The following is a 13,037-nucleotide window of genomic DNA, read 5'->3' as shown; positions in this document are numbered from 1 at the left end:
ACAATGAGAATTGCAGTTTTAGGAGCAGGTTCTTTAGGAACCATTGTTGGAGCATATCTGTCTGCTGGCGGAATGGATGTCGAATTGATTGATTCATACAAAGAACATGTAGATACTTTAAATCAAATAGGTGCTAAAGTAGTTGGTACAACGGAATTTCAAGCAAAGGTGAAAGCCATTACCCCTGAAAACAAGTCGGGCAAGTATGATTTCATATTACTTCTGACGAAACAATTATATAATGACTCCATTCTTAAGGAGTTACTGCCTTTTTTAAAGGATGACAGTGTAGTATGTTCCTTGCAAAACGGTATACCTGAACAGAAAGTCGCTTCGATCGTTGGTGATGAACGTGTTATTGCAGGTTCTGTTGAATTTGGTGCTACGTTTATTGAACCGGGCGTATCCAGACTTACAACTGAGTATACTCAATTTAAAGAGTACGCTTTTCAAATTGGAGAATTACATGGTGAAACAACAGAAAGAATCCAGCGTATTAAATCGGTTTTAGACCTTATCGGCGGAACACATATTTCCGATAATTTAGTTGGAACGAAGTGGTCAAAATTACTTATCAATAATGCATTCAGTGGTTTATCAGCAGCATTAAACGGAGAATACGGAGACATTCTTGACCATGAAATCGGCATTGTTAGTGCAGTTCATATCGCAGATGAGACGATTAAGGTTGGACACGCCAATGGTGTCAAATTTGCGAAAATGGGCGGCCTTGATATAGAATCTTTGGAATTAAGAAGCGAAAATGATATTCCTGAACGTATCCAAACATTTAGGGCAGCCATGGAACCATCTAGGCTGCTAAGAGCAAGTATGCTCCAGGATCTTGAGAAAAAACGCAAAACTGAAATTGATTATATTAATGGAGTTATTCCCAAAATGGCAGAAGGTACTGGCATTTCAACACCTTTTCATGATTTGGTTGTAGCACAAGTCAAATGTGCCGAGGAATCTCAAACAGTGCCCAATTTTGATACAAATATAAAAGCATTTGAAGAGTTATTACGTATCCGAAAGGAAATGTGATATATAGGAAAGAGAGAAAGGGATTGCTGCGGCGGTCCTTTTTTCTTGGTTCAGCAAGCGGAAGAAATATACGTTAACAAACGGGTGCGTTACATTAAAGTTCTTCGCTATGAATTGAACGGCGCCTTTATTGATTCCTTTTCAGAAAAAAAAGCTTCCGGCACCTCTCTTTGATGCCGAAAGCTTTTTTATTGTTTTTTTCTGTGTGCTTCATTGAGCTGTTTAATGTGCTGTATCGCAGCTTTGATGCCCTCTTTGGCGTCCGGGTAGGATTGATTCCAATGTTTGACGAGCGGAGGCATGCTTTTTGCGATATGTGTATACAAAATCCACTGCCTGACTTCTTCCTTTACATCCGGGTTTGTTTCGCCAAGCAATAGTTCCGTGTATTTTTCAAGCAGGCCGTCCAGCTGCTGCTGCAGTTTCTCTTCCATACCGTTCCCTTCCCTTTTTCATGATTATGACAATCGGGCGGTGAGGGCCGCTTCCTGCACGATACATCTGCCGCGTCCGTGCGGAATGCAAAGCGGCGTGCCGAACAGCGGGTCTTGCGTTACCTGGCAGTTCATCGCAAAGACCTGCTGTACAAGCTCGCAAGTGATGACTTCTTCGGGACGGCCCTCTGCGTAAATCTGTTTATCTTTAATGGCGACCAGATAATGGGCATAACGGCATGCCAGATTGAGGTCGTGCAGCACCATGACGATTGTGCGTTTTTCTTTTTCATTTAATTCAAACAGCAAATCAAGAATTTCAATTTGATGCGTCATGTCGAGATAGGTTGTCGGCTCGTCAAGCAGAATGATATCCGTATCCTGAGCGAGTGTCATCGCAATCCATGCGCGCTGGCGCTGTCCGCCTGACAAGGAATCCACCGGACGGTCGGCCATTTCCTCAAGCTTCGTCGCTTTAAGCGCGTTTGCCACTGCGTCTTCGTCCTCTTTGGACCATTGCTTCAGCCAGCTTTGATAAGGGTATCTTCCCTGCTTCACAAGCTGATGCACCGTCAGGCCTTCGGGAGCTGACGGACTCTGCGGCAAAATAGCGAGCTCTCTTGCCACTTCCTTCGTCGGAAGCTTAGCGATGGCTTTTCCTTCTAAAAGCACAGAACCGCCCCTCGGTTTCATCAGCCGGGCCAATGAACGTAAAAGCGTCGATTTTCCGCAGCCGTTGCTTCCGATCAATACAGTTATTTCGCCTTTTGGAATCGCGACATCCAATTCGTCAATGATAACAGTTTCTCCGTACCCTAAGCTCAGCGTCTCTGTAGAAATTGCACTCATACCGCTAACCGCTCCTTTTTTGAGTTTCCCAACACTATGTATATAAACAAATTGCCTAAACATTCAACGTGAGATCATGATTATATTGTAACAGAAATTAATGACTCTGAATATCATTATCAATTAGTTTTGGGCAAAAAAGCAGCGGACGGCGGTTATTTTTTTATTTCTGTCATTTCTCCGTCGTTCTTTTTCAGTTTCAGATAAAAATGGTCATAGCGGCTGTCCAAATTAAAAGCCGAGAGCACCTGCCGGACGACCTCGCTTTCCTGCATCCGGCTGTTTACAACAAGTTCTCCGAGGATCATCTTCATTTCATCAAGCGCTTCCTCGCCCTCTCTGTGAACCCCTGAGAGCTTGTCCCGGATGTCCGCCTTTTCATGACCGCTTTTTCTCTCATACAAACCTTCATAGCGGTTATGCTCTCCGGCTCCGTAGCTGACGCGCAGGGCAAAGCTGCTGTAAGGAACCGGCTTCGCGGATGACACGGGTGTGCTGTCTTGTTCCGCTTCCCGTTTTTCTTCATTCAATCGGCAGCCGGCAATCAGCATCAGCGTAAGACATAAAACGCCCGCCGTCCTGAACCATTTCATGCGATTCACTCCCATTCCATTCCGATCGTTTTTAGGTATTTCCAAGGGAGGCGGCTGTCATTCATGGAACAAAAAAGAACCGGAGCGGTAACACTCCGGCCGGTTCATCTCCAGATTATCATTCAGTCAGCTCTAAAAATTCCTGCACATCCTGTACGGCAAGGCGGACCGCGTCTTCCCAAAACGACCGTTCCGTCAGATCCGCTCCAAGGTGCTTCATCGCCAAATCCTCAACGGTCATCGAAGCCGTGTCACACAAAAGCGCGATATATTTTTCTTCAAAATCCGCTTTTTCCCGAAGAGCTCTTGCATATATTCCAAGCGAAAATAAGTAACCGAACGTATACGGAAAGTTGTAAAACGGCACTCCCGTAATATGAAAATGCAGTTTTGACGCCCAGAAATGAGGGTGGTATTCCCCTAATGAATCGCAAAATGCTTCTTTCTGCGCCGCTTCCATCAGTTCATTCAGTTTCTCAGCCGGAACGACGCCCTGCTTGCGCTCTTCATAAAAACGCGTTTCAAATAAAAATCTCGCATGAATATTCATAAACATGGCAACGCTTCTTTGAATTTTATCCTCAAGCAAGAACAGCTTTTCATCCTTTGTCTCCGCTTGTTTCAAAGCGGCGTCGGCGACGATCATTTCCGCAAAGGTCGAGGCTGTTTCAGCAACATTCATGGCGTAGGCTCTGTTCAGCTGCCGCACTTGAAGCATGGCCTCCTGATGGAACGCGTGACCGAGCTCATGCGCCAGCGTCGATACATTCGAAGCGCTTCCGGAAAACGTCATAAAAATCCGGGATTCCCCGCTGTCGGGAAAGCTGGTGCAGAAACCGCCGACCCGTTTGCCGCTGCGGTCTTCCGCTTCTATCCACCGATCGCGGAACGCTTTTTCCGTAAATGCGGACAGCTTTTTGCCAAACGTCGAAAATTGGCTGACGATCAGATTGGCCGCTTCATCAAATGTGTATTCTTTCGGAGCCTCGCCGATCGGCGCGTCCACATCATACCAGTTCAGCCGCTCAAGCCCTAAAAGAGATGCCTTTCGATTCAGGTATTCGGCAAGAGGTTTTTTATGATCGGTAATGACCTGCCACATGACATCCAGCGTTTCTTTTTTCATCCGGTTGATCGCAAGCGGCTCTTCCAAAGCGCTTTTCCAGCCCCGCGCTTTATAGATTTCCGTGCGGAAGCCGGCCAGATGGTTCAGCGTGCTGCCGAAAAGCTCCTCTTCTCCTTTCCAGGCTTCATTAAGCTCTTTGAACACTTGATGTCTGATGCGGCGGTCCGGGTGTGCCATCATATTTTCCGCTTGGCCGACCGACAGCTCTTTATCCTCAAACGGAATCTTCATTCTGCCGACAGCCGCATTATACAGGTCGCCCCATGCGTGATAGCCATCAACGGCCAGGCCTTCAATCAGCCTTTCTTCTGAAGCGCTGAGCTTCTCTTTGACACGGTCTCTTCTCTCATTTAAAACATATGTGAGATCCTGAAGTTCCGGTTTTTGCAGCAGCTCCTCCCAGACCCGCTCGTCAATCCGGGCAAGTGTATCGTCAAGGGTGACCAGAGCGGATTTAAAATCACTGCTCAGCTGATTAATCCGCGCCCTCCATTCATTCGCTTTCTGATCTTGAGTGTTCTGAGCCTGAAGACAGCCGACGAACGCTCCCGCCTGCCTGATCATGATCGCTGACCGTTCAAACCTATCAATCAGATTTATCAGCTCCCGGCTTTCATCCGCATGCGCCGGAACTGTAAACGCTTCAACCGCATGTTGAAAAGCGCTTAGATGCTTTTTGAGCTCTTGTATGTATTGCTGAAACTCTTCCGACCGGCTCCCGCCCTCAAAAATGGAGTTTAAATCCCATGTTTCCTTCAATCCCTTTAATGCCATCTTTTCTTTACCCCTTTCTATCCGAAGCTGACTCCATTATAAAACAATTCTGACATATTTCCGAACGATTTCTCCTTCTTTCCGCGAGATGTTATACACTATGAGATAAGAACAAACGGGGAGGATTATAAGATGAACAGAAAAATTGCCATTGTAACCGGCGCGACGAGCGGATTCGGGCTGCTGACAGCGCTGAAGCTCGCCCGGTCCTATCACGTCATCGCAACAGCCAGACAGCCGGAGAAAGCTGAAATACTGAAAGAGGCCGCCGCTCAAGCGGGTGCATCCGAACATGTTACGGTCGTTTCTTTAGATGTGACAAATGAGCAGTCGGTGTCTGACTTCGGGAACACCATCAGCGGTTTCGGACCGATTGACCTGCTCGTCAATAACGCCGGCTCTGCGTACGGGGGGTTTATTGACGATGTGCTGATGGAACATTACAGACAGCAGTATGAAACGAATGTATTCGGTCTGATTCACGTCACAAAAACCGTGCTGCCTTATATGCGAAAACATGGCGGGGCGAAAATCTTCAATATCAGCAGTATCAGCGGACTGACCGGTTTCCCGGCTCTATCTCCGTACGTCTCTTCCAAATTCGCGGTTGAAGGATTTACAGAGTGTCTGCGCCTCGAACTGCTGCCTTTAGGAATTGATGCCGCTTTAATAGAACCGGGCTCCTATAAAACGTCTATTTGGGAAACGTCTCTCTCCAATCATCTTACGGCACCCGCCAAAGATTCGCCTTATTACCGCTATTATCAGCAAATCGAAGCTTACTTCAAAGCCAACGCATCCAAAAGCGGCGATCCTGATGACGTAGCGGAGCTGATTTATCAATTGGCACAAAGGAAACGGCTGAAGAAACTGCGGTATCCGATCGGCAGGGGCGTTAAGCTGGCATTGGCTTTCCGCTCACTCTTCTCGTGGTCCGCCTGGGAATCTGTTGTGAAGAAAAAGCTGTTCACTTAAACCTAAATTATAATTATTATAATTTAGTATTGATTTTTATTTGATATGTGGTATAATTAAATTAACAGATCACAGGGAGGACGATGAATATGAATACACAAAACGCGAAAAAAACTGAAACTCTTGTTGAGAAATCAATGAACACACAATTATCAAACTGGTTTATCCTTTACTCTAAACTGCACCGCTTCCATTGGTATGTAAAAGGTCCTCATTTCTTTACGCTTCATGAAAAATTTGAAGAACTGTATAACGAAGCGGCGGAAACGGCGGATGCCATCGCAGAGCGTCTTCTGGCCATCGGCGGACAGCCTGCGGCGACTTTACACACTTACCTTGAACAAGCTTCCATTACGGATGAAGGCCAGGAAAAAACGGCTTCTGAAATGGTGGAATCACTGGTTCAAGACTATAAACAAATCAGCCGCGAATCAAAATTTGTCATCGGCATCGCCGAGGAACAAAATGACCCGTCAACTGCCGACCTGTTTGTCGGATTAGTTGAAGAAGCGGACAAGCATGTGTGGATGCTGTCAGCCTACTTGGGAGAATGACGAAAAAAGCTGAACCTCAGTTGAAGGTTCAGCTTTTTTTATGCGTTCAGCTTGCGCTTACGGTTTGTTTCGTTAATGTGACGTTCAGCGTCTTTTTGCTTCCGCTTCTGAGAACTTGAACAGTCGTCTTATCGCCGATTTTCAGCTGGTTATATAAGATCTGTCTGATATCGGCGCTGCTGCCGACATCTTTGCCGTTCAATTGTACAATGACGTCATTTGATTTGATGCCCGCTTTCGCAGCCGGTGAGCCGGATTGCACCTCTTTTACGTAAACACCCTTAGACAGCTGGTCGCCGAACAGTCCGAGCGTGTTTTCCTGATAGGTTTCCGGCACTTGCGACATATCAATCATCTGCACACCTAAAAACGGGCGCTCGACTTTTCCTTTTGCAAGCAGCTGGTCGACTATCGGTTCTACATCATTGCTCGGAATGGCAAAGCCGAGTGACTCCACGCCGCTTTCACTGACTTTCATGCTGTTGATCCCGATAACCTGGCCGCTTGAGTTGATTAACGGGCCTCCGCTGTTTCCGGGGTTAATCGCCGCATCCGTCTGAATCACGTTCATTTCCACCGTGCCTTGAGATGTATCGGCGTCTACCGTTCTGTTCAGCCCGCTGATGACACCTTGTGTGACGGTGCCGGAAAACTGCTGGCCGAGCGGGTTGCCGATGGCAATCACTTTATCGGCAATGCGGAGCTTGGAGGAATCCCCGAAGCTGGCCGCTTTTTTGACATTGGACGAGCTGATTTCCAATACAGCCAAGTCACTGATGGCATCCTTTCCGACAAGCTTTGCCGTTTCGGTTTTCCCATTGTAAAGAGTGACCGACAGTTTGTTCGCCCCTTCTATGACATGATTGTTTGTGATGATGTACGCTTTTTCGCCGTCTTTTTTGAAGATGACGCCTGACCCCGTGCCGCTTTCCGTTTCAGAGCTTGAACCGCCGTCAAGTCCGAACTGGCTGCTTTGCGAAGCTTGGTAGTTGGACACTCCCACAATCGCAGGCTCCAAATCTTCTACCATATCCGCTACGCTTGAGGTATTTTTCAAAGGCGTTGACGTAAAATTCGAAGACTGAACTTGTTTCGTATCAGAAACGGCTTCTGTCTTATGCTGCTCACTCGGCAGGTTCGGCACAATGCCAAGCACGAGGCCTCCGCCGATAATACCGCCTAAAATCGGGCTCAGCCAAGCGGCTCTCCGTTTTTTTTCTTTTTTCACGGCAGCCGTTTTTTCAAATTCCGCGCCGGCGGCCGTCTCTTTTTCCGCTTCTTTCGAGACGGGCCCTTCGAGCAGCTCCGGCTCCTGATGGCTGATCCGCTGCTGTTCATTTCTGTTTTGTTCCGTATGTGAAAGATCTGACTGATCGCGGCTTCTGCCGTCATCTCGATGATCATTCATATTCACGCACACTCCTTTTAGCATGTTTTCATTCTATCGATTACATATTCATCGCATGTACAAGTTCTATTGTCCCAATAATAAGGAGAAAAGCAAAGCTCCAAAACAAAATGTGTTTAAACATGTTATCTTCCCCGCTTTTTTTCTTCCTTTCTTCCCTTATACACATCATAAACAAACATTGTGGGATAAAAATGAAAAGAATATGTGAAATTATGAAAATGCGGCTTGAGTGTGTTAAAACTAGTATAATGACGTTGAAAGGATGTGAAATGCCTTGTCATACACCATTTATCTAGTTGAAGATGAGGATAACCTGAATGAACTGCTCACAAAATATTTAGAGAATGAAGGCTGGAACATTACATCTTTCACAAAAGGCGAAGATGCCAGAAAGCAGATGCAGCCGTCTCCCCACTTGTGGATTCTCGACATCATGCTTCCGGATACGGACGGCTATACATTGATAAAAGAAATAAAAGAAAAAGATCCCGATGTGCCCGTCATTTTCATTTCCGCGCGGGATGCCGATATTGACAGAGTCCTCGGGTTAGAGCTTGGAAGCAATGATTATGTCGCCAAGCCTTTTTTGCCGAGAGAGCTCATTATACGGGTTCAGAAGCTGCTGGAGCTCGTGTATAAAGAACAGCCCGCCGCAAAGAAAACCGGCATCACCGTTTCTTCCTACAATGTGATCGAAGATGCCCGAGAGGTTTATGATGAAACCGGCAGCCTGGTCAATTTGACGTCTAAGGAATTTGATCTGCTGCTTTTATTTCTTCACCATAAAGGACACCCCTTTTCCAGGGAAGATATTCTGCTGAAAATATGGGGCCATGATTATTTCGGCACTGACCGGGTGGTCGATGATCTTGTGCGGAGGCTGCGGAAAAAAATGCCGGAGTTAAAGGTTGAGACCATTTACGGATTCGGCTACAGGATGATGACGTCATGAAAAATAAGCCGCTTGCTTTTCAAATATGGGTGGTCATCTCAGGCATCCTCTTAGCCATTTCGATTCTGCTGCTCGTGTTGTTCTCAAATACGCTGCGTAATTTTTTCACGGATGAAACGTATACGACCATTGAAAATGAACAGCATGTACTGACGGAGTACCGGCTGCCCGGATCGATCGAGCGGGGATATTACAGCGAGGATGCGACCGCTCCGACGACTTTCCGATCCGTTCAGCACGTTCTTCTGCCGGAACGGGAGGAATCGGCCAGTGACAAAGACTTGAACTACTTTTCTTCTTCCTTTATCCATAAAGTGTACAAGCTCGCGGGCCGCCAGCACAGCGTCACGAAACGATACAGCGCGGACATCAGCGGTGAAAAAGTATTTTTCGTCATTAAAAAAGGCCTCACCATTAACGGCCAGGATGCGATGATGCTGTCTTACGCCCTTGATTCCTATCGTGATGATCTGGCATTCACCCTGTTCAAGCAGCTGCTCTTTATCATTGCCGGCGTGATTTTGTTAAGCTGGATTCCGGCGATTTGGCTTGCCAAATATCTCTCGCGCCCGCTCGTTTCCTTAGAGAAGCATGTCAAACGGATTTCAAAACAGGATTGGGATGATCCGGTCATCGTCGACAGGAAAGACGAAATCGGAAAATTAGGCCATACCATTGAAGACATGCGGAGCAAGCTGGTGCAAAAGGATGAAACGGAAAGAACACTCCTGCAAAATATCTCTCATGATTTAAAAACGCCTGTTATGGTGATAAGGGGCTATACTCAATCAATAAAGGACGGGATTTTTCCTAAGGGGGATCTGGAAACCACAATTGATGTCATTGAAGGCGAAGCAGAAAAACTTGAGAAGAAAATTAAGGATTTATTATATTTAACGAAGCTTGATTATTTAATGAAGCAGCGGGTGCACCATGAGACATTTGACATTGTGAAGGTCACGGAAGAAGTCATTGAACGGCTCAAATGGGCCCGGAAGGAATTATCGTGGACCGTTGAAACAGAAGATGCATTAATGATGCCCGGTGATCCGGAACAATGGAGCAAACTTCTTGAAAACATTCTCGAAAATCAAATCCGCTATGCAGAAACGGCGATTCACATTCGGATCAGCCAAAATCAGCAGCAGATTGTCATGACGGTTAAAAATGACGGGCCTCCGATTGAGGATGAGATGCTATCCAGCTTGTACGAGCCTTTTAATAAAGGGAAGAAAGGCGAGTTCGGCATAGGACTCAGCATCGTAAAACGGATTTTAACCCTGCATAAAGCATCAATTTCAATTGAAAATGGCCAATCGGGTGTAATCTACCGAATTATCGTACCAAAGTAGACTGTAATGTTTCATTGCAGTCTTTTTTTATGTGAAGGAGTAGCCGTTAAAATCTCTGTAGTTTGTTTTCAGCGGTTTTTGGCATTGATGAACCCATTTCTTTTCACAAATTGTCTTTTTCGGATATTTCACCTTTTCGACTTTAATTCCTCTGTTTCGCAAGCGGCTGATCATTTCATCTAATTCTTTCATTTTCAGATTCACCCTTTCGCCAGAACTTTGACCATTCGGTCAGCTCACTTTATAATATAAATAAAATAAAACAAAAAAACAAGTTACAATCAGGTTAAATTTACGGAATATCAATATGACCATATAGTCATACATAAGAAGCACAAGCCAGCCTCCTGGCTCCGAAAGGGTGGAACCATTGAAGGAAAAAGAAAAGCTGATCATTGAAGCAGCAATTAAACTGTTTGCCCGAAAAGGGTACAAATCTACATCGGTTCAGGAAATCGCCGATGAATGCAAAATCTCAAAAGGCGCTTTTTATCTATACTTTCCTTCCAAAGAAGCACTGCTTCTATCCATGCTGAATTACTACTATGATAAAACGTTTACCCGAATCACGACGATCCAAACGGAGGGTGACAGTCCGAGAGCCGCTTATCAAAAACAGCTTGCGGTGTTTTACGAATCGATTCTCGCCCATCAGGATTTTATTACCATACAGATGAAAGACGGTTCACTTCCTTATACCGAAGAAGCGGCGCAGTGCGGAAAGAGAATCCGCCGGTCGATCCTGCAGTTTCATATCGACAGTCTTCTTGCTATTTACGGAGAAAAAGCTGAACCATACACAGCCGAGCTTTGTTTTTTAATAGAAGGAATCAGTCAGATGTATCTTGAATATCTCATTCTGACCGGCCGGTCCGTACAGCCTTCGCTTCTGGCAAATACCGTGATTCACAGAATTGATGACATCGTAAACGGAATGGCGGACAGACATCATGAAGCGTTTATTTCTCTTGATGAGGCAAGCTCACTGTTTGGGCCCCTTCATAACGGGCAGCCCGATCCTTTAAGCCAATCGATCTTGCAGACCCTCCGCACGCGCATCGGCACGATGGACAAGGCGCAAGCATCTGAATTCACCGAGAGCTTGGATATTCTGGAAGCGGAAATGAAGAAAAAGTCGCCGAAACCGGCAATCATCAAAGGAATGATTTTGAATTTGAAGGAATCCGACCTGCTGGCTGAAGATGCAGAACAGCTCAGATTTTTACTGAAACAGCAGTTTATTTAGAAGAACGGCCGCAATGACTGCAGCCGTTCTTTCTTTTTATGCTTTCGGGTGCACCATATCTTCCGGACGCACCATTTCATTAAATTGTTCTTCTGTCAGAAGGTTCAGCTGTAATGCCGCTTCTTTCAGCGTCAGGCCTTCTTTGTGGGCAAGCTTGGCGATTTTCGCGGCGTTTTCATAACCGATGTGCGGGTTAAGCGCCGTAACAAGCATTAATGAGTTAGAGAGATTTTCCTGAATCGTCTCTTGGTTCGGCTCAATACCGACAGCGCATTTGTCATGGAAGGAATTCATTCCGTCACTGAGCAGCTGCACGGTCTGGAGGAAGTTATAAATAATAACCGGTTTGAAGACATTCAGCTCGAAGTTTCCTTGGCTGGCCGCAAATCCGATTGTCGCGTCATTTCCCATCACTTGCGCGGCGATCATTGTCAGCGCCTCACTTTGCGTCGGGTTGACTTTGCCCGGCATGATAGAGCTTCCCGGCTCATTTTCAGGAATAACGATTTCGCCGATTCCGCAGCGCGGGCCGCTGGCCAGCCATCTGACATCGTTGGCAATCTTCATCAGGTCGGCAGCCAATGCTTTTAACGCGCCGTGAACGTGAGTGATTTCATCATGGCTTGTCAGCGCATGGAATTTGTTAGGCGAACTCTTGAATGTCTGCCCCGTTACTTTTGTGATTTCTTCCGCGACGAATTCACCGAACTGCGGATGGGCGTTGATTCCCGTGCCGACTGCCGTGCCTCCGATGGCAAGCGCGCGGATTTTTTCCGTTGACTCAAGAATCATTTCTTTCGAACGGTCAAGCATGTATACCCAGCCGCTGATTTCCTGTCCGAGCGTCAGCGGAGTGGCGTCCTGCAAATGCGTGCGTCCGATTTTCACAATATCCTGATAAGCTTTCGCTTTTTCATCAAGCGTCGCGCGCAGCTGATCAAGCGCCGGAACGAGCTGCTCATATACGGCAAGAACCGCCGCAACGTGCATCGCTGTCGGGAATGTATCGTTTGAGCTTTGGCTGCGGTTAACGTCATCATTCGGATGAATCTTCAGCTCGGAATTTTTTTCTTTCAATAAAGCAGTCGCGCGGTTGGCCACCACTTCATTCATGTTCATGTTGCTTTGCGTGCCGCTTCCCGTCTGCCAGACAACGAGCGGAAAATTATCGTCGTATTTGCCGTTTAAAACATCGTCACATACAGCGGCAATCGCCTGTGCTTTTTCAGACTCTAAGTTGCCGAGGCGTTCGTTGGCGATCGCTGTGCTTCTTTTCAATATTGCAAACGCCTTCACAACACGCTGAGGCATTTTTTCTGAACCGATTTTGAAGTTCTCTTTGCTGCGCTGTGTCTGAGCGCCCCAAAATTTATCTGCCGGAACTTTAACTTCTCCCATGGTGTCTTTTTCAATTCTGTAGTCCATTTATGTATCCCTCCATAACAGTTGCTTCACCCTGAGTATTATTCGCCAGTAACAGATGAAACCCTTTTTATTTTTCGGCCTTGGCCGTTTTTAATTTCAGCTCAAGATAGACGCGCGAATCCTTTGAGTATTTATACTTCGGATTTGTTTTACGGTATTCTTTCGACGTGTAAGCCACTTCGTAATGCGCTTCAAATGATTTGATGAGCTGTTCAATTTCTTCGGCATTTCCTGCCAGTCTGACTTGTGCCACATCTCTCCTCCGCTTTCATAAAAAAACTTGTACCATTAAATACTTTATC

13 protein-coding genes and 1 pseudogene are annotated in these 13,037 nt (G+C 46.2%); 6 read left to right on the top strand and 8 right to left on the bottom strand.

Translation table 11 applies throughout. The features are described from left to right. Nucleotides 1–3 precede the first annotated feature (3 nt). A complete protein-coding gene (locus K3G25_RS13695) occupies nucleotides 4–1,044 on the top strand; it encodes a ketopantoate reductase family protein (RefSeq protein ID WP_021494008.1) in 1,041 nt (346 codons plus the stop codon). Nucleotides 1,045–1,232: 188 nt separating this feature from the next. On the opposite strand, the pseudogene K3G25_RS13690 reads toward K3G25_RS13695, so the two are convergent. From K3G25_RS13690 to K3G25_RS13675, 4 genes and pseudogenes are all read right to left on the bottom strand, one after another. Continuing rightward, nucleotides 1,233–1,500 (bottom strand): annotated as a pseudogene (locus K3G25_RS13690) (YusU family protein). A gap of 2 nt (nucleotides 1,501–1,502) precedes the next feature. Continuing rightward, complete coding sequence (locus K3G25_RS13685) at nucleotides 1,503–2,327, bottom strand: ABC transporter ATP-binding protein (RefSeq protein WP_014418835.1); 825 nt, start codon at nucleotides 2,325–2,327, stop codon at nucleotides 1,503–1,505. Between the two features lie 155 nt (nucleotides 2,328–2,482). Beyond that, nucleotides 2,483–2,920, bottom strand: coding sequence for a YusW family protein (locus K3G25_RS13680; RefSeq protein ID WP_095270529.1), 438 nt, complete (start codon nucleotides 2,918–2,920; stop codon nucleotides 2,483–2,485). Nucleotides 2,921–3,038: 118 nt separating this feature from the next. Next, the gene (locus K3G25_RS13675) at nucleotides 3,039–4,820 is read right to left on the bottom strand and encodes a M3 family oligoendopeptidase (protein ID WP_232489354.1); all 1,782 of its coding nucleotides are present in this window, start codon (nucleotides 4,818–4,820) and stop codon (nucleotides 3,039–3,041) included. A gap of 132 nt (nucleotides 4,821–4,952) precedes the next feature. On the opposite strand from K3G25_RS13675, the gene K3G25_RS13670 reads away from it, so the two are divergent. Further along, nucleotides 4,953–5,795, top strand: a complete 843-nt coding sequence (locus tag K3G25_RS13670; protein ID WP_029973594.1) for an oxidoreductase — start codon at nucleotides 4,953–4,955, stop codon at nucleotides 5,793–5,795. Between the two features lie 89 nt (nucleotides 5,796–5,884). Next, nucleotides 5,885–6,349, top strand: a complete 465-nt coding sequence (locus tag K3G25_RS13665; RefSeq protein WP_007410071.1) for a Dps family protein — start codon at nucleotides 5,885–5,887, stop codon at nucleotides 6,347–6,349. Between the two features lie 46 nt (nucleotides 6,350–6,395). Here the strand turns inward: K3G25_RS13665 and K3G25_RS13660 are convergent, their stop codons facing one another. Next, nucleotides 6,396–7,757 (bottom strand): S1C family serine protease, encoded by a 1,362-nt coding sequence (locus K3G25_RS13660; RefSeq protein ID WP_232489353.1) that lies wholly within the window; start codon nucleotides 7,755–7,757, stop codon nucleotides 6,396–6,398. Nucleotides 7,758–8,034: 277 nt separating this feature from the next. Between K3G25_RS13660 and K3G25_RS13655 the strand changes: the two genes are divergently transcribed. Together K3G25_RS13655 and K3G25_RS13650 are read left to right on the top strand one after the other, a co-directional pair. After that, nucleotides 8,035–8,712: a two-component system response regulator CssR gene (locus tag K3G25_RS13655; protein WP_014418841.1), complete on the top strand. Its 678-nt coding sequence runs from the start codon at nucleotides 8,035–8,037 to the stop codon at nucleotides 8,710–8,712. Next, entirely contained in the window at nucleotides 8,709–10,064 is a 1,356-nt protein-coding gene (locus tag K3G25_RS13650; protein WP_014418842.1) for a two-component system sensor histidine kinase CssS, read from the top strand. Before K3G25_RS13655 ends, K3G25_RS13650 begins: the two co-directional genes overlap by 4 nt. Before the next feature lie 27 nt (nucleotides 10,065–10,091). Here K3G25_RS13650 and spxO read toward each other — a convergent pair whose 3' ends face one another. Beyond that, a complete protein-coding gene (spxO, locus tag K3G25_RS13645) occupies nucleotides 10,092–10,256 on the bottom strand; it encodes an anti-adapter protein SpxO (RefSeq protein ID WP_007410067.1) in 165 nt (54 codons plus the stop codon). Between the two features lie 178 nt (nucleotides 10,257–10,434). On the opposite strand from spxO, the gene K3G25_RS13640 reads away from it, so the two are divergent. Next, a complete protein-coding gene (locus tag K3G25_RS13640; RefSeq protein WP_021494013.1) occupies nucleotides 10,435–11,310 on the top strand; it encodes a TetR/AcrR family transcriptional regulator in 876 nt (291 codons plus the stop codon). Nucleotides 11,311–11,346: 36 nt separating this feature from the next. On the opposite strand, the gene fumC is transcribed toward K3G25_RS13640, so the two are convergent. Together fumC and K3G25_RS13630 are read right to left on the bottom strand one after the other, a co-directional pair. Then, nucleotides 11,347–12,735 carry a class II fumarate hydratase gene (fumC, locus tag K3G25_RS13635; RefSeq protein WP_007410064.1) on the bottom strand — a complete coding sequence of 463 codons (1,389 nt, stop codon included), beginning with the start codon at nucleotides 12,733–12,735 and terminating at the stop codon, nucleotides 11,347–11,349. A gap of 67 nt (nucleotides 12,736–12,802) precedes the next feature. Further along, on the bottom strand, nucleotides 12,803–12,988 hold the full coding sequence (locus tag K3G25_RS13630; protein WP_003151806.1) for a YvzF family protein: 186 nt from the start codon (nucleotides 12,986–12,988) through the stop codon (nucleotides 12,803–12,805). Nucleotides 12,989–13,037 lie beyond the last annotated feature (49 nt).

This window comes from Bacillus sp. FCW2 (assembly GCF_021228595.1).
In the GTDB taxonomy this organism is placed as follows: domain Bacteria; phylum Bacillota; class Bacilli; order Bacillales; family Bacillaceae; genus Bacillus; species Bacillus velezensis.
This window is presented reverse-complemented; position numbering and strand designations above follow the sequence as displayed.

What these genes read in the sequence shown, in the direction of transcription:
- K3G25_RS13695 (WP_021494008.1), top strand. Translation starts at nt 4, where the DNA reads ATGAGAATTGCAGTTTTAGGAGCAGGTTCTTTAGGAACCATTGTTGGA.
- K3G25_RS13685 (WP_014418835.1), bottom strand. Translation starts at nt 2,327, where the DNA reads ATGAGTGCAATTTCTACAGAGACGCTGAGCTTAGGGTACGGAGAAACT.
- K3G25_RS13680 (WP_095270529.1), bottom strand. Translation starts at nt 2,920, where the DNA reads ATGAAATGGTTCAGGACGGCGGGCGTTTTATGTCTTACGCTGATGCTG.
- K3G25_RS13675 (WP_232489354.1), bottom strand. Translation starts at nt 4,820, where the DNA reads ATGGCATTAAAGGGATTGAAGGAAACATGGGATTTAAACTCCATTTTT.
- K3G25_RS13670 (WP_029973594.1), top strand. Translation starts at nt 4,953, where the DNA reads ATGAACAGAAAAATTGCCATTGTAACCGGCGCGACGAGCGGATTCGGG.
- K3G25_RS13665 (WP_007410071.1), top strand. Translation starts at nt 5,885, where the DNA reads ATGAATACACAAAACGCGAAAAAAACTGAAACTCTTGTTGAGAAATCA.
- K3G25_RS13660 (WP_232489353.1), bottom strand. Translation starts at nt 7,757, where the DNA reads ATGAATGATCATCGAGATGACGGCAGAAGCCGCGATCAGTCAGATCTT.
- K3G25_RS13650 (WP_014418842.1), top strand. Translation starts at nt 8,709, where the DNA reads ATGAAAAATAAGCCGCTTGCTTTTCAAATATGGGTGGTCATCTCAGGC.
- spxO (WP_007410067.1), bottom strand. Translation starts at nt 10,256, where the DNA reads ATGAAAGAATTAGATGAAATGATCAGCCGCTTGCGAAACAGAGGAATT.
- fumC (WP_007410064.1), bottom strand. Translation starts at nt 12,735, where the DNA reads ATGGACTACAGAATTGAAAAAGACACCATGGGAGAAGTTAAAGTTCCG.